This window comes from Pseudoalteromonas sp. PAST1 (assembly GCF_021532515.1).
Lineage (GTDB): Bacteria > Pseudomonadota > Gammaproteobacteria > Enterobacterales > Alteromonadaceae > Pseudoalteromonas > Pseudoalteromonas simplex.
The window spans coordinates 26,032-48,468 of the sequence record NZ_JAKGBH010000028.1; the positions used below are offsets into that span (position 1 = coordinate 26,032).

Genomic DNA, 22,437 nt, shown 5'->3' on the forward strand with positions numbered 1-22,437 from the left:
GTATTTCATGTCTCAATGGTTTAACCAATTTTACGCTGCGATTGCACAAAGCCCGCTTAGCCACTGGCTCGAAACTTTGCCTGGTCAATTAAAACACTGGGAACTAGAAGCCAGCCACGGTGATTTACCGAAATGGCAAAAAGTGCTGAAAAACTTACCTGAGGTAAGCACAAACCATGTAAATCTTCAGGATAAAGTACAAATTGGCACCGGTGATGAGCTATCTGAAGGTCAGCAAAAACAGTTAACGCATTTATTAAAGCGCATGATGCCATGGCGTAAAGGCCCCTTTAGCTTACACGGTATCGAGATTGATACTGAGTGGCGCAGTGATTGGAAATGGGATCGTTTACTGCCTCATATCGAACCGTTAAAAGGCCGCACTGTGCTTGATATTGGCTGTGGCTCGGGTTATCACTTGTGGCGCATGCGCGGTGAAGGCGCAAATTTTGTGGTGGGTATCGATCCATCCGATTTATTTTTATGCCAATTCCAAGCGATAAAGCATTATCACCAAGATGAAAACGTGCATTTATTGCCGTTAGGTGTTGAAGCTCTGCCAGAGCTAAAAGCATTCGATACAGTTTTTTCGATGGGTGTTTTATATCATCGTCGTTCGCCTATCGACTTTTTAGCGCAATTAAAAGCACAGCTTCGTCCTGGTGGTGAGTTAGTCCTTGAAACACTGGTTGTTGAAGGTGATGAGCACACAGTTTTAGTGCCAACCGACCGCTATGCAAAAATGCGTAATGTATGGTTTATCCCAAGCACCGCGGCATTAAAACTATGGATGGAACGCGTCGGTTTTAAAGATGTACAAGTTAAAGACTGTGCAATCACAACGCTTGAAGAACAACGCAAAACCCAGTGGATGGAAAACGAATCATTAGTCGACTTTTTAGACCCTAATGACACCAGCAAAACCATTGAAGGTTACCCTGCCCCTCTGCGCGCTATTTTAACCGCGAAAGCTTAACAAATAGTGAGAAGTTTCGAGTTTCAAGGTTAAAAGTTCATTTGCCTGATACTTTTGCCTTGGAACTTGAAAACAAAAAACCGGACAACTGTCCTTGTCAAGTCGGTTAAAGTGATTTTTCAACTAGCCGCGCCAGTGCAATTGTTGTAAAATACGCGCGTTTCTAAGCAACCCACATGCAACTTTTTTGAGGAAAACCTGTGAGCGAACAAAAACAGTCTCTTAGCTATAAAGACGCGGGCGTAGATATCGATGCCGGTAATGCACTTGTTGAGCGTATTAAAGGCGTAGTTAAAAAAACCAGACGTCCTGAAGTAATGGGCGGTATCGGTGGTTTTGGCGCACTTTGCGAACTACCAACTGGCTATAAAGAGCCTGTACTGGTTGCTGGCACAGACGGTGTTGGTACAAAACTACGTTTAGCAATCGATCTTAAAAAGCACGACACAGTGGGTATCGACCTTGTTGCTATGTGTGTAAACGACCTTATTGTACAAGGTGCAGAGCCACTATTTTTCCTTGATTACTATGCAACGGGTAAATTAGACGTAGATACTGCGGCTGATGTTGTAACAGGTATTGGTAAAGGCTGTGAGCTTTCTGGCTGTGCATTAATCGGTGGTGAAACTGCTGAAATGCCAGGTATGTACGACGGCGAAGACTACGACATGGCTGGTTTCTGTACTGGTGTTGTAGAAAAATCAAAAATTATCGACGGTACTAAAGTTGCTGCAGGCGACCAATTAATCGCTCTTGCATCAAGTGGTCCTCACTCAAACGGCTTCTCATTAATTCGTAAAGTTCTTGAAGTATCTGGCGCAGACACGAGCGCTGAGCTTGAAGGCAAAACACTTGGCGATCACCTTTTAGAGCCAACTCGTATCTACGTTAAACAACTACTTGAGCTATTCAAGCAGGTTGACGTACATGCGTTATCTCACATCACGGGTGGTGGTTTCTGGGAAAACATCCCGCGCGTACTTCCTGAATCTGCAAAAGCAGTAATCAAAGGTGATAGCTGGGAATGGCCTGTTGTTTTCAACTGGTTACAAGAAAACGGCAACATCACAACACACGAAATGTACCGTACATTCAACTGTGGTGTAGGCATGGTTTTAGTTGTTCCAGCTGACAAACTTGAGCAAAGCTTAACAATCCTTAAAGATCTTGGCGAAAATGCATGGCATATCGGTGAGATCCAAGATGCGAAAGCAGGCGAAGAGCAAGTAGAAATTTTAGGTGGTCGTGACTAATGACCCCTTGTCGTCTTGTTGTATTAATTTCTGGTAGCGGTTCTAACCTTCAAGCCATCATTGACGCGTGTGCGCGTGGTGAGATAAAGGCCGAAATCGCCGCTGTAATTAGTAATAAAGCCGACGCCTATGGCCTTGAGCGAGCAAAAAATGCAGGTATACAAACACGTGTACTAAGCCATAAAGATTTTGACTCGCGCGAGGCCTATGATGCTGAGTTAATGGACATTATTGACAATTTTGAACCAAATCTAGTTGTATTAGCTGGTTTTATGCGTATTCTTACACCTAGCTTAGTGCAAAAGTTTAAGGGAAAAATGTTGAACATTCACCCTTCTTTGTTGCCTAAGTACCAAGGGCTGAATACCCACCAGCGAGCGATAGATGCAAAAGATGAGGTTCATGGTGTTAGTGTTCACTTTGTCACAGAAGAGCTAGACGGCGGTCCCGTTGTTCTTCAAGCCAAAGTGCCGGTACTCGAAAACGATACCGCAGAGACACTCGCACAACGTGTTCATCAGCAAGAACATATAATCTATCCGTTGGTGGTCAAGTGGTTCAGTGAACAACGACTCAAGATGGAAGCAGATTATGCAGTTTTTGACGAAAAGAAACTTCCTGCACACGGCGCGCACTACCCAGAATAAAAATCTAAGTGCCCTACTCGCTTGTGTGGGCACTTTATTACTTCCTACCAGTGTATTAGCTGGCGACCTCACTCAATACGAAGCCAAATACGATGTACTTCGTAAAGGCGAAACCCATGGTAAAGCAGTACGCGAGCTGAAAAAAGCCGCAGACGGTAACTACGTGCTCACTTATCACAGTGAAATCGAATGGATGATTTTTTCAGACTCACGAAAAGAAACATCCATGTTTACTTATCATGATCAGAAAATTTCTCCGCTAAGTTACACTATGGAGCGTTCGGGCACCGGGCCTGATAAAGAGTACAGCTTAAAATTTGATGCTACGCAAAAGCAAGTTCAAAGCAGCCAAAGTAAATACCCTCTTAAAATTGATTGGTCAGATGATTTTCAAGATTCACTGTCTTATCAAGTGCAAGTACGCGAAGAGCTAAAACAAGGTAAAACGCAATTATCGTATCCACTGATTGATAAAAAAGGCAACCTTCGTAATTATGACTTTGAAGTTGTCGGCACAGAAATGATTTCGCTACCTATTGGTAATGTAGAAGCGATTAAAGTAAAACGATTATACGATAACGATAAGCGTCAAGCGCTTGCTTGGTTTGCCCCAGAAATGGACTACATGCTAGTTCGTATGTGGAAAGGTGAAAAAGGCGTAGAGCAATTTGAAGTGCAGCTCAATTCATTCACCGTGACCACACCTGTTAGTGTTCCAAATGAAGTGCAACAAGAAGTGAGTAATGAAGCGCCTGAGTAGCGCTTCATCTTTTATTTAAATCTTTTCGCCCATTTTAAACAGTGCAAACTCACCTGGCTCCATTTTCTGCCAGCGTTCATCATTGGTGAGCGGCCTTGTTGCAATCACAGTAACCACATCGTTCGGTGTGGTTTCTTTTTGAAAATCAATCACCATGTCTGCATCAATTAATGTCGCTTTACCAAACGGTGCACGGCGTGTGATCCAATGTAGGTTATTGGTGCAATAAGCTAAAACATAAACACCATCGGTAAGTAGCATATTAAATACGCCTTTCTCACGCAGCGTATGAGCAAGCTTTGCAGCATAACGAAATACAGACGCCATATTTGATGGGCGTTTAGGGTATTTTTCGCGAATTTTATCGAGCAGCCAGCAAAACGCCAGTTCACTGTCTGTATTCCCCACAGGTCGATAGTAATCTGGTTTTAAATCATGATAATTCGATAATTGCCCGTTGTGAGCATACGTAATTTCACGGCCCCATAACTCACGGGTAAATGGGTGGGTATTTTCAAGGCACACTCGACCACGATTACCTTGGCGAATATGGCTTATCACCGAAATACTTTTTATTGGGTAAGCTTTGACGAGTTTGGCAATTTCTGATTGGCAACTTGGCTCAGGATCTTTAAATGTACGACAGCCTTTGCCCTCGTAAAAAGTGATGCCCCAGCCATCTTTATGCGGGCCAGTATTACCACCGCGTTCTAATAATCCTGAAAAACTGAAACAAATATCCGTTGGTACATTGGCCGACATGCCAAGCAACTCACACATAGAACTCTTAACCTATAAAACTAATCGAAGGAAGGCATGATGGGCTGATCCCTGCCTGCGCTCATTGTTAAACATAGCGTTAAAGATGGCAACTGCTATGCTGAGATTTTCAGAACTATCTGAGCAATTCACAACTAATCGTAAGTATAACGGCGCTGATTATAAGTAATTACTCAACAATTCCTCATCTGCTGTAAATGTTTTTGCACTGATAGCCATTTTTAAAATAATAAAACTCACCAAACAAGCCGTTTTAATCCTTGTTCCCCTCTTGATAATTCGCTTTTCTAGCGCTACTCTAAAAGAGGTGGTCTGACCTCTATTAAGGAATAATCAATGACTCTCATATTTTTACTTGGTTTACTCGTGCTGCTTAGTATTGCGAGTTACCACAGAGCAAGCTGGAATACCTGCTTAGGTATTGCCGTTGCGACTTTACTTGTTGGCACATTTGCTGGCGCGTTTGGCGCAATTAGTTGGCTACTATTCTTACTTATCGCTGTGCCACTTTCTGTGACTGGCGTTCGTCAACAATACATCATTAAACCTATCTTCGCTGCTTTCAAAAAAGTAACCCCGACTATGTCGGATACTGAAAAATCAGCAATCGATGCCGGTACGACGTGGTGGGAAGCGGATCTATTTTGTGGTCGTCCTGACTGGAACAAATTACACCAATACCCAGCACCTAAACTGACTATCGAAGAGCAAGCGTTTATTGATGGTCCAGTTGAAGAAGTGTGCAGCATGCTAGATGACTGGCACGCAACTCACGAACTAACTGATTTACCGCAAGATGTTTGGCAATATCTAAAAGATAATAAATTCTTTGCCATGATCATCAAAAAAGAATTCGGCGGTTTAGAGTTTTCTGCTTATGCACAATCATGTGTACTGCAAAAGCTAACTAGTAAATCAACGTTACTTTCTTCTATCGTAGGTGTACCTAACTCATTAGGTCCGGGCGAATTACTTCAGCACTATGGTACTAAAGAGCAAAAAGATCATTACTTACCACGCTTAGCAAGTGGTCAAGAAATTCCATGTTTTGCTTTAACATCACCAGAAGCAGGTTCTGACGCAAGTGCAATTCCTGATTACGGTGTTGTTTGTAAAGGTCAATGGAACGGCGAAGAAGTTGTTGGTATTAGCCTGACATGGAACAAGCGTTACATTACTCTTGCTCCTGTTGCGACTGTACTTGGTCTTGCATTTAAACTACAAGATCCAGACGGTTTACTGGGTGATGACAAAGAACCTGGTATTACCTGTGCGCTGATCCCTACAGATACTCCAGGGGTCGAAATTGGCCGTCGTCACTTCCCGCTAAACGTCCCATTCCAAAATGGTCCTACTCGCGGTAAAGACATCTTCGTACCACTTGATTACATCATTGGTGGCCCGAAAATGGCTGGTCAAGGCTGGCGTATGCTTGTTGAATGTTTATCTGTTGGTCGTGCAATTACATTGCCGTCTAACTCAACAGGTGGCATTAAAACAATTGCGCTTGCAACAGGCTCTTACAGCCGTATTCGCCGTCAATTCCGTTTACCAATTGGTCAAATGGAAGGTGTTGAAGAATCAATGGCAAAACTTGCAGGTTACGCATATAGCTCTGATGCTGCAGTGAGCATGTCTACAGGGGCTGTTGACCTTGGTGAAAAACCATCGGTTGTATCTGCGATTATCAAATACCACTTAACTGAGCAAATGCGTGAAGCAACGATTCACGGCATGGATGTTCATGGTGGTAAAGGCATCATGCTTGGTCCAAACAACTACTTAGGTCGCGGTTACCAAGGTGCGCCAATTGCAATTACCGTTGAAGGTGCAAATATCTTAACGCGTAACATGATCATTTATGGTCAAGGTGCAATTCGTTGTCATCCATTCGTGTTAACTGAGCTAGGTGCTTGTGCAATTGAAGACCGCGAAGAAGCGCTTGCTGTATTCGATAAAGCATTAATGGGTCACGTTGGCTTTACTATTTCGAACCTTGTTCGTACTAAGTGGTTAGCATTAACAAATGCTCGCTTCACAAGTACACCATACAAAGACGAAACAGCTGAGTTTTATCGTGTTGCGTCACGTTTCAGTGCATCATTAGCATTAATGTCAGATATCAGCATGGCGGTATTTGGTGGTTCATTAAAACGTAAAGAGCGTATCTCTGCACGTTTAGGTGACTTACTAAGCTACTTATACCTTGTATCTGCAACGCTTAAACGTTACAACGACGAAGGCCGTAAAAAAGAAGATTTTGCGCTTGTTCAATGGAGCTGCCAAGATCACCTTTACCACTGCCAACGTGCACTCGCTGACTTAATCAATAACATGCCATCTGCACCACTACGTGCGATGCTAAAAATCATGTTATTCCCATTCGGTCGTCCAGTACGTAAGCCTACTGATAAGCTTGAGCACAAACTTGCTCACTTATTACAAGTACCAAGCGAAACTCGTAACCGTTTAGCTAACTACATTTATCTTAAAAACGAGCCACTTAACCTTGTTGGTCGTCAAGAGCAAACGCTTAAAGACATCCTTGAAGTTGAGCCTCTGTTTGACAAGGTATGCCGTGAAAAAGGCGTAAAACTGCCTTTCTTCCAGCTTGATAAAGTAGCGCAAATGGGCCTAGAAGCAGGCATTTTAAGCCAAGCTGAAGCCGACAAACTAGCTGCTGTTGAAAAAGCCCGTCTTGACGTTATTAACGTTGACGACTTTGACCCAGCAGACTTAGTTGCAGGTAATGTTGCCCGCGGCGAGAGCGATAAAAAAGCAGACGCCGCTTAAGCTAGCAAAACAATTCCAATTGTTATGAAAAACCAAACCAGCGCAAATTGCGCTGGTTTTTTTTGCGCTAAATATTGCTGCAATACACACCACACTGCCCCAATAGGGATGTAAATCAAGTTAGTGCCAAGCATGCTTATAACGACAATGAAAGCCACAGAAAAAAATATAAAGCTCGGTAAAAACTGGCTTAGATAAAACGGCTTATCTTGGTTATTGCTTTGAAAGAACAGCCGATATTTTTTAAAAACAGCCAAGCAATCGAACTGCAGCGAGCTTGTTAGCAACACGCATACTGAAAAAGCCAAAGCCAGTACCAAGTCGCTAAAGTCATTACGCACTGCAATTAGCTGTAATAAAGCGAGCAAGCATGCTAGCAAGACTGAACCACGCCATATTAAGCTCCAGCTATGCTGTATAAAGTAACTAAGCCAAAACAAAGCAAGCGAGTGTACTTTTAACTTATGACTTATTCTTACAGGTGGGAGTAAAATCGAACAGCCGAAAATTGCAATAAAACTTAGATAGTATTGCAGTGAAGTTAAACTAGCAGGCAGTAATACCAAGATAGAACTGAGTAATAAACTATAAAAAAGTGCACCTGGCCTATAAAGAACAAATACTCCACATAGCCACTGCAACAGCATAAACAGTATAAAATGAGGCACTTGTAGCCATTGCTTTAACGATAGGTCGACTGCTATTAGTAAACTGGCAATAAGCCAAGCATTACTTAACAGTAGTAACTTGCAGTCAACACATACTCGCCAAGAGGATTTATATAGACTTCGCTGAAATGCCCTATTTTGCTCATTTTTAATGGCTGGTGCCATGGCCCATAACATTACTGATTCAAGTAAAAGATAAATCACTGCTAATTTTGCACCGTAACCAGGTGCTGCATGGCTATCGACTATTTTACCAAGTCCTAAAAACAACAATAAAACCATACCAAGAAAAGCTGGGCCCAGTACCAGTGCAAACAACAAGCTAAAATTCTTTAACTGAGACAGCATGCTCTTGAGGGTGGTCGTATATGCTAAGTATCGAAAAGAAAGGAATGAGAAGTAACTTGCAAAGGAATTTATCATAGTGATGTGCACTCAAAACCGTGCTGTATAAACACCTCTGGTTCGTGGCTTGTAATGATAATTTGCCCATTAGGTTTATTATCAAGGTAGTCATCAAGTAAGGTAAGCAAAAATTTTATACTTGTTTGATCAAGTGCAGCACTCGGTTCATCTAATAGCAAAAATGGAGCTTGCTTTAAAAAAGCAGTTATAAGCTGACACTTCTTTTGATTGCCACTCGACAAAGCACTAAAGCGAGTATTGAGGTGCTCTTTAAAGTTAAATCCAGTAATGAGTTGCTCAGGCATATCTTTCTTTAACGCCTTGCAACTAAGTTCAATAACTTGTCGCGCAGTTAAAAAATCTGGCAGAGCAATACGGTCGCTAGCAATTGAAACAATGTTTTGCGGCGATTTTAATGCTTGATTATTATATAAAACCTGCCCTGATTGCGGCTTTTCAAGGCCAGCTAGCATCATCAATAATGTTGTTTTTCCTCTGCCATTGGCTGCCTGTAAACAAACTCGTTTACCTTGAAATTGCTTATTATAGTTTTCAAAAACGTGGGCTGAAGCAAAGCGCTTATTGAGGTTGTTAATTTCAATCATGTTTATTCCTTTAATAGTGAAAAAATAGTAACACACTCATATCTCTTATTAGTTACATGATTTGTAACAAATATCGAACGGGTAAAACTTGCGTTTAGATTATGAACAGGCAACACTTTAAAACGAAAAATTAACAAGGAATAATTACAATGAAACCGAGTTTTCAACTAGCAGCTGTTGCATGCGCACTTAGCCTTGCACTTGCAGGATGTTCACAATCAACCCCATCAACTAGCAGCACCGAAAGCGTGCAACAAAGCCAAACTGTTAAACAGTATGACGCTGAAACCTTTTTTGATACAACCTCAATCATGGGCAGCAGCTTTTCACCAAAAGGCGACAAAATACTCGTTAGCAGTGACGAAAGCGGTATTTATAGCCTATACGAAGTAGATATAAAAACCGCCAAAAAAACCCGCTTAACAGATTTTGAAGACAGTACGTATGCTGTGGCTTATTTCCCTAAAGATGAGCGCGTACTATTTACTAAAGACTCTGGCGGTAATGAGCGTTATCACATCTATGTTCGCGAAACAGACGGCACAGTTAAAGATCTTACGCCAGGTGAAGAAACCCGTGCAGGATTTGCAGGCTTCACAGAAGACGGTAAACACTTTTTTATAACCAGCAATCAGCGTGATGCTAAGTTTATGGACCTATATCGTGTTGATGCTAATAGCTATGAAGTAACGCCTGTTTATCAAAATACCATGGGGCTAGATGTCGGTGCGATCAGCCCTGACGGCCGCTTTATTGCTTTATCGAAAAACAATTCGAACAAAGACAGCGATGTATTTATTCTCGATACGCGTAAAAAAACACTGAAACCAGAGCTCATTACCCGTCATGACGACGACGCTAAATATGGCCCAGAAACCTTCTCAAGAGACAGTAAATCATTATATTACTCAACCGACGCCAAAGGTGAGTTTGCAGAGGTGTGGCGCTATGACTTAACGACCGGCGAGCACAGCCCTGCCCTCAAAGATGAGTGGGATGTGAGTTTTATCTACTTCTCTAAATCTGGTCGTTATCAAGTAAGCGGTGTTAATGCTGACGCAAGCACTAAAGTGTCGATAATTGATACCACCACAGGTAAAGGTATTGCCATGCCATCGCTGCCAGCTGGTAACTTACGTGGTGTGAACTTTTCAGCTGATGAAAAGACCATGGCGTTTTATTTAAATTCAGATACCTCACCAAGTAACCTATTTGTTTGGCAACTCGGAGAATCAAAAGCTAAACAGTTAACCAACACATTAAGTGATGCAATTAATCAAAATGACTTGGTTGAAAGCACAATTGTGCGCTTTAAAAGCTTTGATGGTTTAGAAATCCCCGGGGTTTTATATAAGCCTAAGCAAGCTAACAGCAACAACAAAGTACCAGCTTTAGTTTGGGTGCACGGCGGTCCTGGCGGCCAAAGTCGTACAGGCTATAGTGCAATGCAGCAGCATTTAGTCAATCATGGTTATGCCATTTTTGCAGTTAATAACCGTGGCAGCTCAGGCTATGGTAAAACCTTCTTCCATTTAGATGATAAAAAGCATGGCACTGACGATTTACAAGATATTGTTTACGGTAAAAAACACCTGCAAAGCCTAGATTGGGTTGATGCTGATAAAATTGGCATCATGGGGGGCAGCTATGGTGGCTTTATGACCGCCGCAGCTCTTGCCTTTGAACCTGAAGAGTTCAAAGTAGGCATTAATATATTTGGTGTAACAAACTGGGTTAGAACCTTAAACTCGATTCCACCATGGTGGGAAAGCTTTAAAAAGGCGCTGTATGATGAAATGGGCGACCCAGCGACAGACGGTGAACGTCACCGTGCCATTTCGCCACTATTTCATGCTAAAAACATCACCAAGCCATTAATGGTGATCCAAGGTGCTAACGACCCTCGAGTTTTACAAGTTGAAAGCGATGAACTTGTTGCCGCTGTAAAGGCAAATGGTGTGCCTGTCGAATATGTATTATTTGATGATGAAGGCCATGGTTTTACTAAAAAAGAAAACCGCATAAAAGCCTCAAATGCATACCTTGAGTTTTTAAATACCTACTTAGATAAATAGCAAAATTGCAAAGATAAAGAGCCGGTATGATGCCGGCTTTTTTTATGCAAAACACCTGTATAGATTCAAAATTTTACAGTTTACACAGTACTGTATAAAATACTGTATATCTTTACTGGTAAATTTTTCACCTTTTCCAATCATCAAAATAAAACCGTAAAGCACTGTTTAATAACAATTAAATTATTTTGACTAAAATTAAACTGAATCATTGGTTAAAAAATAGCAAAAAAGTACTTGCGCAAAAACACTGTATAAACTACTGTATACACATACTGTATAAACAACCAGTGAGTGAAAGTTATGTTACAGCCAATTACCTTAAGAACAGTTAAAAGCTACCAACAAGATAACGACAAAGCGTCTGTTAATTTAATTCAAATTGAAGACGAAATTTCAGCAACTTTTGAGCTGTTAAAAGTATTGCATCATTACAATAGCCAAAATGCATGGACACTATTAATTGCTCCTGATCATGTTCCTAGTAAAGCCTTACTAGATTCATGTTCGATTGATACCAGCAAACTTCTTGTGATCAGACAAAAACATTTAGTTAATCTTGAGTATGTTCTTAGTTCAGCATTACATAACGGTAATTTTGCTGCTGTGATCACATGGACAGATATTGTAAACAATCATCAACTTGATTCGATGAACTTAAACCTTGAGCAGGCATCTGCTAAATTTTATTGTTTTACAAAAAGCGCTCAATTAAACAATTTAGTACCGCAGCCACAATAGGCTTGTTAAAATAACAATTTATAGTTTTAGGTAAGTTGTTATGACATCACTCACACACTCCCTTTGTCCTTGTGGCAGCGAATCGACTTACGAGCTTTGCTGCCAGCCTTTTCATACAGGTGCAAGCCAAGCTGATACGCCAGAGCAACTTATGCGTTCTCGTTTTAGTACTTACGCACTAAAAGATGCAAAATATGTATTTAGTACCTATGCACAAAGCCAGCAAGCCGCTAACCCTGTTCGCGAAATTAAAGATTTTGCTAATAGCTGCCGTTTTACCAAGCTAAGTGTTTTAGATACTGAACATAACGAGCAAGAAGGTTTTGTAGAATTTAAAGCTAATTACTTTTATCAAAACTTGTATTGTGAGTTACACGAGAAGTCGCGTTTTATTAAAGAAGATGGCCTATGGCGTTACCTAGACGGTGATATAACGCCAGTTGCAGATATTAAAATAGGCCGTAACGACGAGTGCCCTTGTGGGAGCGGCAAAAAATATAAAAAGTGTCACGCTCTTTAGTTACCATTAACCTGGTAAATCCAGTCTAAGGCTTGGGTAATCGTTGTTGGGAATGCGGTTGCATGGCGTGCCTGAGGAATAACAAATAAATTTGTTATAACCAGCGCGCCGCTTTGTTTATTAATTTTAGCTGCTAATTGCCTTGCGCCCGACACCATTTTTTCACCTTCGCTTTCTTCAAGTTCACCCACTGCGATGTAAACTTTTGTTGTGTTGGCAGCTGGTTTTACAGCCATAGCTAATATTGAGTTTTCTTTAAACCACACTGAAGGACTGCCGATAATATAATTTGAAAAAAGCGAAGGCTCAGTGAATAAGGTATAAGCCGCAAATAAACCGCCAAGTGAGTTACCGACTAACGTACTTTTTTGGGTTGTTCTGTAGTGAGCCTCAATATGAGGCAATACAGTATGTTTTAGGTAGTTTAGATACTGACTTGCTCCGCCTGTTTTACGCTGCCAATTTTTATCTTCAAATGGCGTATAGTCATAAATACGGCTATTGAGCCCAGATACACCTTTTTGATATCCAACTGCAACGATAATTACCTCCTCTATAGCCACCGAATTCATCATAAAGCGACTAGCACCAGAGGCAATTGGCAAACTGTAGTTTGCATCTAACAGGTAAACAACTGGGTGGCGCTTCTGGTTCTGCTTTTGGTAGCTGCGTGGCAATTTAATCGTAATGGGGTATTCGTTTTTGGTATGTTTATCTTTAAGTAACACAGTATTAGTACGTGGCAAAGTAAACGGCTCAGCATTGCTTACAGAGCTCACACTCAAAAAACTGATCACAATAACTAACAGTAAATAAGGCATAGTTAATCCTTTAGCCACTTCTTAATTGGTAACAGCCACTCATCTTTTGGTTTATAAAATGCGCCATGGGAGAGCCCTGTATTAATGCTTATTTCTTCGAACTTGGTTACGTCACTTCTATCAATTAAAAATTGGCAAGAGCCAACCTGATCTGAGCGCTCAAAGATAGAATACACTTTGCCATAAGCCTTAACTGATGTGTGATTTTTTATAAGGCCTGCACAACCTGCCAATATAATTAAGTTAATATGTGTACGTTTAAGTTCATTAGCCGCCAGGATCGACAATGCCCCGCCCCGTGAAAAACCAACCAAACTAATGTTCGACTCAGCAACACCGACACTGATCAATGCTTCAACATCTGCAGCGAGTTTTTTCGCAAACGTAAATGGCTCAGTACCTTTTGGCCTGTGATAGGCAATTAAATGATAGCTTTCATCTGCCAGTGCTTCTTTTACAGCCACAAAATCATAAACCCCAAAGGTTTTGTGAACAGGCTTAGGGTTTGTCCCTTCAACGATAAAACCATGTGAATAAAAAACGTAGTGACCATGCGGGTCAATCTCTGTAGGAAACTGGCTGTAAATAGTGCCAGCGCAAACAGGCAAAACCCAGCATGCACAGAGTAAAATTACGGTACGTATCACAAGCATTCCTTTAAAAATCACGTTACACCTAATAGAAGATAATAACACCTAAAAAATAATATCTTAGCAAACAACTAAACCCTACTCTCAGTAATTTTAATTAAATATCAAATTACTAATCGCAAGCTGTATCACGATTTAAACTGCAAGTTTCAACTTGAGGTAAATTCATGGAATTTCATAGTTAAACTACAAAAAACCTTATGACAACGCTGTCAATTATTTATAAAAAGGCGTATTGTAAAAAAGCAGTTAAAATAACCACATATTTTAGACGTCTAGACGTTGAAAAAATAAATTCTAAGGCGTAGTATGTTCGTAATCTGAGTTAGACTCACATTTTCCATGAGATTTTTTAAAGATGATTGATATAAAGCACCTAAAAACCATAGCGACCCTTAAAGAAACAGGCTCTTTGGTCAATACCGCCCGTGAGTTGTTTTTAACTCAATCGGCTTTATCGCATCAAATTAAAGATCTCGAGAATAAGTTAGATTGCCAGCTGTTCGAACGTAAAACACAGCCTGTGCGTTTTACTCCGCAAGGTATGCTACTTCTGGAGCTTGCTAATGAAGTATTACCTCGTGTTGAGGCAACAAAATGTCGGTTAAAAGAAAGCCTTAACCAGCCAATCTCAAATTTACGTTTAAGCGTTGAGTGTCATGCCTGCTTTCATTGGTTGCTCCCAACCATCAAAGAATTTAATAATTTTTGGCCTGATATTAAAATTGATTACGAGCGCGGCTTTAGTTACGACGCCATTCCAGATTTAATTAATGATGAATTAGATCTAGTGCTGACTTCTGATATTCGTGAACCCGATCAACTTGAGTATGCTCACCTGTTTGATTTTAAATTAAAACTAATCGTTGCACCGGATCATGAGCTAGCAAAAAAAGCCTATGTCACCGCCCTTGATTTAAAAAACGAAACAATTATTTCGTACCCTATTCCCCGTGAGCGCCAAGACATCTTTAAACATTTTATTCAAAATGCACGCTTTGATGGCACGCTTAAAACGGTTGACCAAGGCTTATTGATATTTCAATTAGTGAGTGCAGGTATGGGGGTTGCAGCATTACCAGACTGGCTAGTCACTCCTTATGAAAGCCAAGGACTCATTAAGTCTATTCCGTTAGGTGCACTAGGCCTTACTCGCCCTATGTATTTAGCGATGAAAAAGAATATGAAAGATAACCCAGTTTATCGCCACTTTTTAAATACGTGTAAGCAAAATAACGGTCGCTAAAACAAGGCAAAATAACTAACATAGCTGCATAAATTACTAATAATGTTAATACATGTTTGAAATTAAAAAGATCATTGGCTCTTTATTAATGCCCCTGCCGTTGCTCGGGCTGCTTACTTTAGTGATGGTATTTTTAGCCATTGCACATAAACGCAAAGCACTCTATTTTGGCTTTGTTAGCATTTTAACTTTAATGCTGATAAGCACGCCATTTGTTGGTCAGTCACTGATAGCTGCAAGCAATAACCCTGCATGGCAATTTAACCAAGCAAAACACCCTAAACTCGATAATATTGTGGTACTTGGCTGCTCTATAATGCCCAACTCGCGCCTTCAAGCAAACCACCAGCTAGGCGATTGTGCGCTTGCTCGATTACTTGAAGGTGTTAAGCTTGCCTATCACTACCCAAATGCCACCCTCTATGTATCAGGAGGCGGTTTTGCTAATACCACCAATAGTCAGCTCATGTTTGAAACAGCAAAAGCGTTGGGTATTTCTGCGACGAGAGTTAAACAAAACCCTCTCGCTATGGATACCGCAGAAGAAGCGAAACGACTTGCCATTTATTTAGTCGATAAAAAAACAGCGCTTGTCACCTCAGCGAGCCACATGCCACGTGCGAAAGACTTATTTAATGCACAAGGCATTGATGTGATACCAGCGGCAACCGACTTTCAAGATTTTAGTCAGTATCCAACGTATAAGCAGTTTATACCTAACATTGCAGTACTTGTTGCAGTGACCAGAGTCGCGCATGAGAAAATTGGCAGTGCTTGGGTGAGTGTGCGCCGCTGGATTGATCCAGAAGCGCTGTAGAACAATCAGACTGGATTGTCGATATCGATAAACGTCACATCAAAACCATGCTGCTCAGCTAAAAGCTCGCCTAAGGCTTTAATGCCATAACGCTCAGTAGCATGGTGACCAGCTGCAAAAAAGTCGATACCTTGCTCGCGTGAACTATGAATCGTTTGCTCAGAAGCCTCACCTGTAAGATAAGCATCAATCCCTTGGGCAGCTGCTAAATCAATATACCCTTGTCCGCCACCTGTGCACCAAGCGATGGTTTCAATTTTCTCTTTTCTTACCAAACTAGCTAATGGTGCACGGTTAAGTACTTGGGTTATTTTAGCGGTAAACTCTTCACCACTTAAAGGTGTTTTTAAACGCCCTTTCACCGGCACACTATTTGGACCAGATTCAAGCCCACCTGTGAACTCAATATCAAGTAACTTAGCCAGTTGCGCGTTATTACCAATTTCAGGGTGTATATCTAGCGGTAAGTGATAGCCATATAAGTTAATATCATTATTTAAAAGCGCTGCAATACGGCGCTTTTTCATGCCCGTGATTGGCTGAGATTCCCCTTTCCAGAAATAGCCGTGATGTACCAAAATAGTATCTGCATTTTCTGCAATAGCGGCATCAATCAATGCTTGACTAGCTGTGACACCCGTCACTATCTTTTTTACTTCGCTCGCACCTTCAACTTGTAAGCCATTTGGGCAAAAGTCAGCGATAGAATCAGGTTTAAGAATGTCGTTTAATAATTGAGTAAATTGTTTGCGTTGCATATAAAAATCGTCCTTCAACCCTCTATTTTGTGCAAATTTTGGCGTTTATGAGTGAAAAATGGAAGGAAAATCGCAAAAAATTGAAAAGTAAGCTGAAAATAGGTATAAATATATATTCTTAATCTGTGTTTACAACGTATAGGGTCTCTGATGAGCAAACTAGACAAAACAGAAGTGTTAAATGCCTTCGAAGCAGCATACGAAGCAGCGAATGGTAAGAAACCTGAAATCACAACAAAACCTGGTTGGTATAGCATCGACGGTGGCAAAAATATGCGCCTTGCTGATGTTGCAGCACTGACTGAAGAGCTCACTTCTGGTAAAACAGCTGAGCCTAAAGCAGAAGAAGCACCTAAAGCACCAGCGAAAAAAACCAAAACTAAAACCGCTGCACCGGCTAAAACAGCTAAGAAAGCATCGTTCACTGTTGTTACAGCAAACGATGACGGTTACAAAGCTGAAGAGCTTTGGATTGTTAACCTAGCTGAAAAAGACCACGATTGTCGTTTACCGCGTGGTGTTGTGTAATCAAATTACACTTAGCAATTTTAAAAACCGCTACTCGTTAGCGGTTTTTTTATGGCTGATCATTTGGCTAGTTATAATCCATTGACTAAATTGGCCAAACAACACAATAAATACGGTTCCAATCAATACAGGCATCACTAAAAAATCCCAGCTTTGCATAGATTGCATTATCAAAATTGGGTTTGCGCCTGCAGCAGGATGTACTGTGTCCGTCAACATCATTAGGCTAATTGCCAACCCTGTGGCTATAGCAATTTCAACAGGCCCTACTCCGACATAATTTACAAATACGACACCGATTAGTGCAGTTAAAAAGTGCCCACCGATAACATTCTTCGCTTTCGCAAGCGGACTATGTGGCACACCAAATACCAACACCGCAGTTGCTCCAAATGGGGCCATCAACCACACACCAAAACTTCCTAATTGCTGTAAATAGGCCAACACAAAAATTGCCATACAAGCAAATATACCCGCAATGGCCGCCTTGCTTACTTTATTCTCCATAAAACCTCCAATAGGTAGACCGACTTGTCTACCTGGCAAATAGTAGACAAGTCGGTCTACTTCTGTCAAGCTGTCATTAGTCACCCAATGAGGCCATGTTATGGATAAACGAACACATATTATTTTGACCGCCCTGTCACTTTTTTATCAAAAAGGCATTCATAGTGTGGGGATAAACGAAATTATTAGTGCGGCGGGTGTCGCCAAAAAAACCATGTACCACCATTTCACAAGTAAAGATGAATTGTTACTCGCGTGCCTTAGTGAGCGCCATACCCGATTTTTAAATTGGTTAACGCAAGCCACCAGCAAGCTAACCACTGTTGAAGAGTTTAAAGTCGCTTTGATCAGCTGCCATGAAGCTTGGTTTAACTCTGAAGTGACTGAGTTAGGTGATTTTAATGGCTGTTTATTTATTAACACTGCCGCTGAGTTTGCTGATCCTGCAAGCCCGATAAATCAAGCCTGCAAAGAGCATAAAATGGCAGTACAGCAGTTAATTAAACAGCGTCTATCAGCGTGTGAAAACATGGAAAGCTCGCAGCTCGACTCACACAGCCACTATTTAATGACGCTGGTAGAGGGCATGATCTGCCAAGCAAAACTAGTAGGAATTAAACAGTTTCCTTATTTAAAGCAATAAATAAACAATAAAAAAGCGGCACAATGGCCGCTTTCAGTTTAGATTTTTGCTATGTTAGATTTTTTCAAAATATAGCTTTTCGCGTTTTTTCTCACCCACTTCGTTCATGGTTGCAGCATCAAATAAACGACCATTGATCATAGTGTAATCGATTTTATCTGTATCACGAATGTTAGTTAGCGGGTTACCGTCAATAACAATTAAATCGGCAAGTTTACCCGGCTCAAGAGAACCGATGTTGGTATCAAGGCCAATGTATTTTGCAGGATCTAAGGTTGCTGCACGAATTGCTTCAAGTGGTGTCATACCACCTTGCGCAAACATCCAAATTTCCCAATGTGCCGCTAAACCTTCACGTTGACCGTGAGCACCAAGGTTTACTAAAACACCTAAGTCTTGCAGCTCTTTAGCAACACGGGCATTGTTAAAGTGGTTATAGTGATGATCGGGCGCCTTAACACGACGCATTGAGCGAGGCAAAAGCTGATTCTTTGGTACAAATTTACTTAAGCGTGGGTGATTCCACACATCTGTCTTGTCGTACCAATAATTTTCACCCCAAATACCACCGTAAGCTACACCCAGTGTCGGCGTATAACCCACATCGCTTTGAGACCAAAGCTGGCGAATATCATCGTAAATATTGGCAACAGGAATTGAGTGTTCAATACCCGTATGACCATCAACTACCATAGTTAAGTTATGCTGCAGTAATGAACCGCCTTCTGGCACAACCATCATTTCAAGTTCACGACCTGCTTCAATAACTTGTTGGCGCTGTTCACGACGAGGTTGGTTATATGATTTAACACTAAACGCACCTACTTTCTTTAAACGCTCAAGATGGAATTTAGCATCTTCTAACGAGTCAATATGCGATGTATAACCTGGCATATTCGCACCATATAAGATGGTACCTGTAGAGAAAATACGAGGGCCGACAATCATGCCTGCTTTTTGCATTTCGCTTGCAGCAAAAATCTCAGTGGTATCGTTTGATGGATCATGAATCGTTGTCACGCCTAACGCTAAGCCCGCTAAGTTCTTCCAGTTTTGCTGTGGAATGATCTCATCGCTGCCTTGCGAGCCATGCGCATGCGCATCAACAATACCCGGCATAATCGTCTTGCCAGTTACATCTATTACTTCTGCGCCTTTAGGAATAGCAACGCTGTCTTTACTGCCAACCGCTTTAATATGCTTACCATCAGTAACAATAACGCCGTTTTCAATGACCTGCTCACCGTTCATGGTGATAATACGCGCACCAGTTAACGCAAAGATTGATTTAGGCTCCGCCATGGTTTTTGTAAAACCGATGTTGTCACCGCTTTTAACTTTAAAGTCAGTCTCTGCATTTTGGTTAATATCAAATAAACCCGCTAGGCTTGCATGATATAACTCTGGGCCTAAGCTCCAATAAAGTTTATCGCTTGTGCCACTCCAACTGATGTTTTCACCCGCGCGAACAGAAAGCTGCTCAATTGGGAATTGACTATCTTTAGGGCCAATATTAATGGTTTTGCCACGCTCAACAAATGGCGTAACAAATACTTTAAAACGCTCTGCAAACGCTAAGTATTGGCCATCTGGTGATACTCTAAACTCTGTAGCATGTTCTGATTCGTAAAGTTTACGAACTTGCTTTGATTCAAGCTCAACAACACTTAATGTTGGTTTCGGCCAAGGGCTCATCACATAAATACGGTCATTCGCTGCACCAAATTGCGGCTGATAGCCTGATTTAGTGATTAGCGTCGCTTTACCGCCTTTAGCACTTACTGAGTAAATACCTGGCTCTAATGACCATGTTGGGTTAAGGATACTGCCGCCAGATGCTTTACGGTAAACAACCGTTTTGCCATCTGGGCTGAAAGTTGGCTCTACATATTTACCCGGCTCTTTAGTAATGGTATCGCCACGGCCACTGCGCGCAGATACTACACGTACTGAGCCCTGTTCGTTATCATCCCATGTGGTGTAAACAATCTTCTTACCATCACGAGAGAACTGCGGGAATAATTCAAAGTGGTCGTCTTGCTTAGTCAGGCGCTTTACTTTGCCAGACTCTAAATCACGTTTATAAATATGGCCTAGCGCTTCAAATATAGCCGTTTCACCATCCGGTGAAATTTGTACATTACGCAGCATTTTCACATCAAAATTATCGCTATCGATGTTTTGTGTAAAACGCACGGCTTTTTGAATTTGCTTATTGGTCTCCACTTTAAACGGAATAGTCGAGACAGACTTATCATCCACATCTAGCTTATGAATTGACCCACCCGCCCAAAAGACCAGTTGTTCGTTATCTGGTGTCCAAGCAATTGTTGGGTATACGCCATGAATTGCCCATGTCTCTTGCATATCACGCTCAAGCTCGCCATACAGCTTAGTATGCTCACCGGTGTGAAGATCATATAAGTACAAGCTTGTTTGGAAATCATCGCGCTTAATATACGCAAGCTTTTTACCATCTGGTGAAGGTGTTGGTCGAATAGCCCCACCCATGCCATCAATAATTGTTTCAATCTCGCCAGTTTCACGGTCATAGCGTTTAATTTTATAAATACCCGCTACAGAATCTTTAGAGTAATGGAATGTTTTACCCGGCGTTGCATCATGCGAGAAATAAACATAACGACCATCCGGTGAGAACATCGGCTCGCCTAAGTCTTTTTGGTCGTTCTCACGTGCGGTTAGCTGCACACCTTTACCACCCGCTTTGTGGTAAAGCCATACTTCACCAGCCCCTAGAGAGCGGCTTGCAGTAAAGTGCTTACGCGCAACTAAGTAGTCACCATCTGGGCTCCAAGCTGGGCTGTTTAACAAACGAAATGTTTCGTTCGTTACGGCTTTTTGGTTTTCACCATTTAAATCCATAACCCAAATGTTATCGCCACCACCTTGGTCTGAAGTAAACGCAATGTGCTTACCATCAGGGCTAAAGCGTGGTTGCATTTGCCATGCAATATCACTGGTTAATTGCGTTGCTGTGCCACCTGACATTGGCATGGTATAAATATCGCCGAGTAGGTCAAACACCACTGTTTTACCATCAGGGCTAATATCTACGTTCATCCACGTGCCCTGCTCAACACTAATTTTAGCGTCTAGGAATTGGCCTTTAGGTGCGTCCACCTGCCATTTGTCGTCATTTGATTGCTCAGCTGCCGCCACTTGCCCAGTTAGAGCAAGTGAAATAGATACAGCGAGCGCTGTATGAAGCATTTTCTTCATTGAAATCTCACTTTTTATTGTTTTGCTTATATGCACACTTTTAAGATTGCACCAAATAGCATAGCAAGATTCCAGTGATTCGTGTTAAACAGACGTAAATAGTCGACTAATGCCACGCAATCGGATCAAACTGATAAAAGCCAACCAGTAAATGATAAATTTCTGGGTCAAATTGCCTGAGTTCAGCGGGTTTTTCTAAGAAAGTTTCGGTAATAACTGCAAAAAACTCTGCCTCGTTGGTCGCGCCATAACTATGGATAACATGAGGCATGCCATAAGCTAAATGGGTTTTCAGTTGATTAAAGGCGCGGCTAAATACTTTTGCCCACTTTTGATAATCTTCATTACTCGCAAGCAGTGGTGTACCCGTGGTTTTGCCGGTTTCTTGGTCGAGCTGATGGGCAAATTCATGAAACACTAAATTATGGCCATCGCTTGGTAAACGGTTCCCCTCAAGGACATCATGCCAACTCAATACCAGTGTTCCGCCTGGCCATGATTCACCTTGACGCACCGTATTGTGATAACTAACAAGTCCGGCATTATCGCGGGAAGTTTGCGGGGCATAATACGCGCTTGGATATAACAGGATCTCTTTTACATTACGATACAGTGGCCATGGTTTATTAAGCACTAAAACACAGGCATCGGCTGCCACAATCAGCTTCATTGCATCATTAAGCTTAAGGCCATCACAACCGATAAAGCGTTTTTCATTTAAAAACCAAACGATATGACGCTCCAGCTTTTCACGATCGGCATCCGTCATCTTTCGGTAGATGGGCATATATTTTAACAGCAGATCTTTTTGCTGAACATTGAGGGAGTTATTTAGGTATTTTTTCTGCCAAAAGTGATTACGGATATCGTCCCAGCGCCAGTAACACACAACAAAAATTATTAAAAAAAGTATCAAAACCAGGTTAAGCATTACTATCGCCTAAAAAACAATCTTGATACTTTAATGTGTGCAAACAAAAAAAGATCAATTGTTTACACACATT

The 22,437-nt window shown here is 41.4% G+C and carries 21 protein-coding genes; 12 read left to right on the forward strand and 9 right to left on the reverse strand.

The annotated features are described in order from the left end of the window. Nucleotides 1-7 precede the first annotated feature (7 nt). From cmoB to L1272_RS14400, 4 genes are all read left to right on the forward strand, one after another. Complete coding sequence (cmoB, locus tag L1272_RS14385) at nt 8-976, forward strand: tRNA 5-methoxyuridine(34)/uridine 5-oxyacetic acid(34) synthase CmoB (RefSeq protein ID WP_054551592.1); 969 nt, start codon at nt 8-10, stop codon at nt 974-976. Nucleotides 977-1,176: 200 nt separating this feature from the next. Next, the gene (gene purM / locus L1272_RS14390; RefSeq protein ID WP_054551593.1) at nt 1,177-2,229 is read left to right on the forward strand and encodes a phosphoribosylformylglycinamidine cyclo-ligase; all 1,053 of its coding nucleotides are present in this window, start codon (nt 1,177-1,179) and stop codon (nt 2,227-2,229) included. Continuing rightward, the gene (purN, locus tag L1272_RS14395; protein WP_199528662.1) at nt 2,229-2,876 is read left to right on the forward strand and encodes a phosphoribosylglycinamide formyltransferase; all 648 of its coding nucleotides are present in this window, start codon (nt 2,229-2,231) and stop codon (nt 2,874-2,876) included. The genes purM and purN overlap by 1 nt, the downstream gene beginning before the upstream one ends. Then, the gene (locus L1272_RS14400) at nt 2,821-3,636 is read left to right on the forward strand and encodes a DUF3108 domain-containing protein (protein ID WP_235373735.1); all 816 of its coding nucleotides are present in this window, start codon (nt 2,821-2,823) and stop codon (nt 3,634-3,636) included. The genes purN and L1272_RS14400 overlap by 56 nt, the downstream gene beginning before the upstream one ends. 15 nt (nt 3,637-3,651) lie before the next feature. Here the strand turns inward: L1272_RS14400 and L1272_RS14405 are convergent, their stop codons facing one another. Continuing rightward, a complete protein-coding gene (locus L1272_RS14405) occupies nt 3,652-4,416 on the reverse strand; it encodes a class II glutamine amidotransferase (RefSeq protein WP_054551596.1) in 765 nt (254 codons plus the stop codon). A 336-nt stretch (nt 4,417-4,752) separates the two neighbouring features. On the opposite strand from L1272_RS14405, the gene fadE reads away from it, so the two are divergent. Next, nucleotides 4,753-7,209 (forward strand): acyl-CoA dehydrogenase FadE, encoded by a 2,457-nt coding sequence (gene fadE / locus L1272_RS14410; protein WP_054551597.1) that lies wholly within the window; start codon nt 4,753-4,755, stop codon nt 7,207-7,209. Here the strand turns inward: fadE and L1272_RS14415 are convergent. Together L1272_RS14415 and L1272_RS14420 are read right to left on the reverse strand one after the other, a co-directional pair. Continuing rightward, on the reverse strand, nt 7,206-8,300 hold the full coding sequence (locus L1272_RS14415) for a DUF6136 family protein (RefSeq protein ID WP_199528661.1): 1,095 nt from the start codon (nt 8,298-8,300) through the stop codon (nt 7,206-7,208). The two genes, fadE and L1272_RS14415, sit on opposite strands and share 4 nt — an antisense overlap. Further along, nucleotides 8,297-8,887 (reverse strand): ATP-binding cassette domain-containing protein, encoded by a 591-nt coding sequence (locus L1272_RS14420; RefSeq protein WP_054551599.1) that lies wholly within the window; start codon nt 8,885-8,887, stop codon nt 8,297-8,299. The genes L1272_RS14415 and L1272_RS14420 overlap by 4 nt, the downstream gene beginning before the upstream one ends. Nucleotides 8,888-9,036: 149 nt before the next feature. Between L1272_RS14420 and L1272_RS14425 the strand changes: the two genes are divergently transcribed. The 3 genes from L1272_RS14425 (at nt 9,037) to L1272_RS14435 (ending at nt 12,223) form a co-directional block, all read left to right on the forward strand. Continuing rightward, entirely contained in the window at nt 9,037-10,962 is a 1,926-nt protein-coding gene (locus L1272_RS14425) for a S9 family peptidase (protein ID WP_194441617.1), read from the forward strand. 303 nt (nt 10,963-11,265) lie between these two features. Beyond that, nucleotides 11,266-11,703, forward strand: a complete 438-nt coding sequence (locus L1272_RS14430; RefSeq protein ID WP_054551944.1) for a SulA-like leucine-rich domain-containing protein — start codon at nt 11,266-11,268, stop codon at nt 11,701-11,703. Nucleotides 11,704-11,743: 40 nt separating this feature from the next. Then, a complete protein-coding gene (locus tag L1272_RS14435) occupies nt 11,744-12,223 on the forward strand; it encodes a YchJ family protein (RefSeq protein ID WP_235373736.1) in 480 nt (159 codons plus the stop codon). Here the strand turns inward: L1272_RS14435 and L1272_RS14440 are convergent. Beyond that, nucleotides 12,220-13,044: an alpha/beta hydrolase gene (locus tag L1272_RS14440; protein ID WP_194441618.1), complete on the reverse strand. Its 825-nt coding sequence runs from the start codon at nt 13,042-13,044 to the stop codon at nt 12,220-12,222. The two genes, L1272_RS14435 and L1272_RS14440, sit on opposite strands and share 4 nt — an antisense overlap. Nucleotides 13,045-13,046: 2 nt before the next feature. Next, nucleotides 13,047-13,691, reverse strand: a complete 645-nt coding sequence (locus L1272_RS14445; protein ID WP_235373737.1) for an alpha/beta fold hydrolase — start codon at nt 13,689-13,691, stop codon at nt 13,047-13,049. A gap of 361 nt (nt 13,692-14,052) precedes the next feature. On the opposite strand from L1272_RS14445, the gene L1272_RS14450 reads away from it, so the two are divergent. Both L1272_RS14450 and L1272_RS14455 read left to right on the forward strand, forming a co-directional pair. Continuing rightward, on the forward strand, nt 14,053-14,940 hold the full coding sequence (locus L1272_RS14450) for a LysR substrate-binding domain-containing protein (RefSeq protein ID WP_054551603.1): 888 nt from the start codon (nt 14,053-14,055) through the stop codon (nt 14,938-14,940). Nucleotides 14,941-14,992: 52 nt separating this feature from the next. Continuing rightward, on the forward strand, nt 14,993-15,757 hold the full coding sequence (locus tag L1272_RS14455; RefSeq protein ID WP_194441619.1) for a YdcF family protein: 765 nt from the start codon (nt 14,993-14,995) through the stop codon (nt 15,755-15,757). 5 nt (nt 15,758-15,762) lie between these two features. On the opposite strand, the gene L1272_RS14460 is transcribed toward L1272_RS14455, so the two are convergent. Then, the gene (locus L1272_RS14460) at nt 15,763-16,515 is read right to left on the reverse strand and encodes a Nif3-like dinuclear metal center hexameric protein (protein WP_138619339.1); all 753 of its coding nucleotides are present in this window, start codon (nt 16,513-16,515) and stop codon (nt 15,763-15,765) included. 150 nt (nt 16,516-16,665) lie between these two features. On the opposite strand from L1272_RS14460, the gene L1272_RS14465 reads away from it, so the two are divergent. Beyond that, on the forward strand, nt 16,666-17,043 hold the full coding sequence (locus L1272_RS14465; RefSeq protein ID WP_054561783.1) for a hypothetical protein: 378 nt from the start codon (nt 16,666-16,668) through the stop codon (nt 17,041-17,043). 30 nt (nt 17,044-17,073) lie between these two features. Here the strand turns inward: L1272_RS14465 and L1272_RS14470 are convergent, their stop codons facing one another. Then, nucleotides 17,074-17,550, reverse strand: a complete 477-nt coding sequence (locus L1272_RS14470) for an HPP family protein (protein ID WP_166339447.1) — start codon at nt 17,548-17,550, stop codon at nt 17,074-17,076. Nucleotides 17,551-17,650: 100 nt separating this feature from the next. Here L1272_RS14470 and L1272_RS14475 point away from each other — a divergent pair, with 100 nt between their 5' ends. Next, nucleotides 17,651-18,193, forward strand: a complete 543-nt coding sequence (locus L1272_RS14475; RefSeq protein ID WP_194441620.1) for a TetR/AcrR family transcriptional regulator — start codon at nt 17,651-17,653, stop codon at nt 18,191-18,193. 54 nt (nt 18,194-18,247) lie between these two features. Here L1272_RS14475 and L1272_RS14480 read toward each other — a convergent pair whose 3' ends face one another. Together L1272_RS14480 and L1272_RS14485 are read right to left on the reverse strand one after the other, a co-directional pair. Further along, on the reverse strand, nt 18,248-21,433 hold the full coding sequence (locus L1272_RS14480) for an amidohydrolase family protein (protein ID WP_054551609.1): 3,186 nt from the start codon (nt 21,431-21,433) through the stop codon (nt 18,248-18,250). A gap of 106 nt (nt 21,434-21,539) precedes the next feature. Continuing rightward, the gene (locus L1272_RS14485; protein ID WP_194441621.1) at nt 21,540-22,364 is read right to left on the reverse strand and encodes a M90 family metallopeptidase; all 825 of its coding nucleotides are present in this window, start codon (nt 22,362-22,364) and stop codon (nt 21,540-21,542) included. Nucleotides 22,365-22,437 lie beyond the last annotated feature (73 nt).

Excerpts from the sequence above, each read along its gene's own strand:
- cmoB (WP_054551592.1), top strand. The coding sequence starts at position 8 with ATGTCTCAATGGTTTAACCAATTTTACGCTGCGATTGCACAAAGCCCG.
- purN (WP_199528662.1), top strand. The coding sequence starts at position 2,229 with ATGACCCCTTGTCGTCTTGTTGTATTAATTTCTGGTAGCGGTTCTAAC.
- L1272_RS14400 (WP_235373735.1), top strand. The coding sequence starts at position 2,821 with ATGCAGTTTTTGACGAAAAGAAACTTCCTGCACACGGCGCGCACTACC.
- L1272_RS14405 (WP_054551596.1), bottom strand. The coding sequence starts at position 4,416 with ATGTGTGAGTTGCTTGGCATGTCGGCCAATGTACCAACGGATATTTGT.
- fadE (WP_054551597.1), top strand. The coding sequence starts at position 4,753 with ATGACTCTCATATTTTTACTTGGTTTACTCGTGCTGCTTAGTATTGCG.
- L1272_RS14415 (WP_199528661.1), bottom strand. The coding sequence starts at position 8,300 with ATGATAAATTCCTTTGCAAGTTACTTCTCATTCCTTTCTTTTCGATAC.
- L1272_RS14420 (WP_054551599.1), bottom strand. The coding sequence starts at position 8,887 with ATGATTGAAATTAACAACCTCAATAAGCGCTTTGCTTCAGCCCACGTT.
- L1272_RS14425 (WP_194441617.1), top strand. The coding sequence starts at position 9,037 with ATGAAACCGAGTTTTCAACTAGCAGCTGTTGCATGCGCACTTAGCCTT.
- L1272_RS14430 (WP_054551944.1), top strand. The coding sequence starts at position 11,266 with ATGTTACAGCCAATTACCTTAAGAACAGTTAAAAGCTACCAACAAGAT.
- L1272_RS14435 (WP_235373736.1), top strand. The coding sequence starts at position 11,744 with ATGACATCACTCACACACTCCCTTTGTCCTTGTGGCAGCGAATCGACT.
- L1272_RS14440 (WP_194441618.1), bottom strand. The coding sequence starts at position 13,044 with ATGCCTTATTTACTGTTAGTTATTGTGATCAGTTTTTTGAGTGTGAGC.
- L1272_RS14450 (WP_054551603.1), top strand. The coding sequence starts at position 14,053 with ATGATTGATATAAAGCACCTAAAAACCATAGCGACCCTTAAAGAAACA.
- L1272_RS14455 (WP_194441619.1), top strand. The coding sequence starts at position 14,993 with ATGTTTGAAATTAAAAAGATCATTGGCTCTTTATTAATGCCCCTGCCG.
- L1272_RS14460 (WP_138619339.1), bottom strand. The coding sequence starts at position 16,515 with ATGCAACGCAAACAATTTACTCAATTATTAAACGACATTCTTAAACCT.
- L1272_RS14465 (WP_054561783.1), top strand. The coding sequence starts at position 16,666 with ATGAGCAAACTAGACAAAACAGAAGTGTTAAATGCCTTCGAAGCAGCA.
- L1272_RS14470 (WP_166339447.1), bottom strand. The coding sequence starts at position 17,550 with ATGGAGAATAAAGTAAGCAAGGCGGCCATTGCGGGTATATTTGCTTGT.
- L1272_RS14475 (WP_194441620.1), top strand. The coding sequence starts at position 17,651 with ATGGATAAACGAACACATATTATTTTGACCGCCCTGTCACTTTTTTAT.
- L1272_RS14480 (WP_054551609.1), bottom strand. The coding sequence starts at position 21,433 with ATGAAGAAAATGCTTCATACAGCGCTCGCTGTATCTATTTCACTTGCT.
- L1272_RS14485 (WP_194441621.1), bottom strand. The coding sequence starts at position 22,364 with ATGCTTAACCTGGTTTTGATACTTTTTTTAATAATTTTTGTTGTGTGT.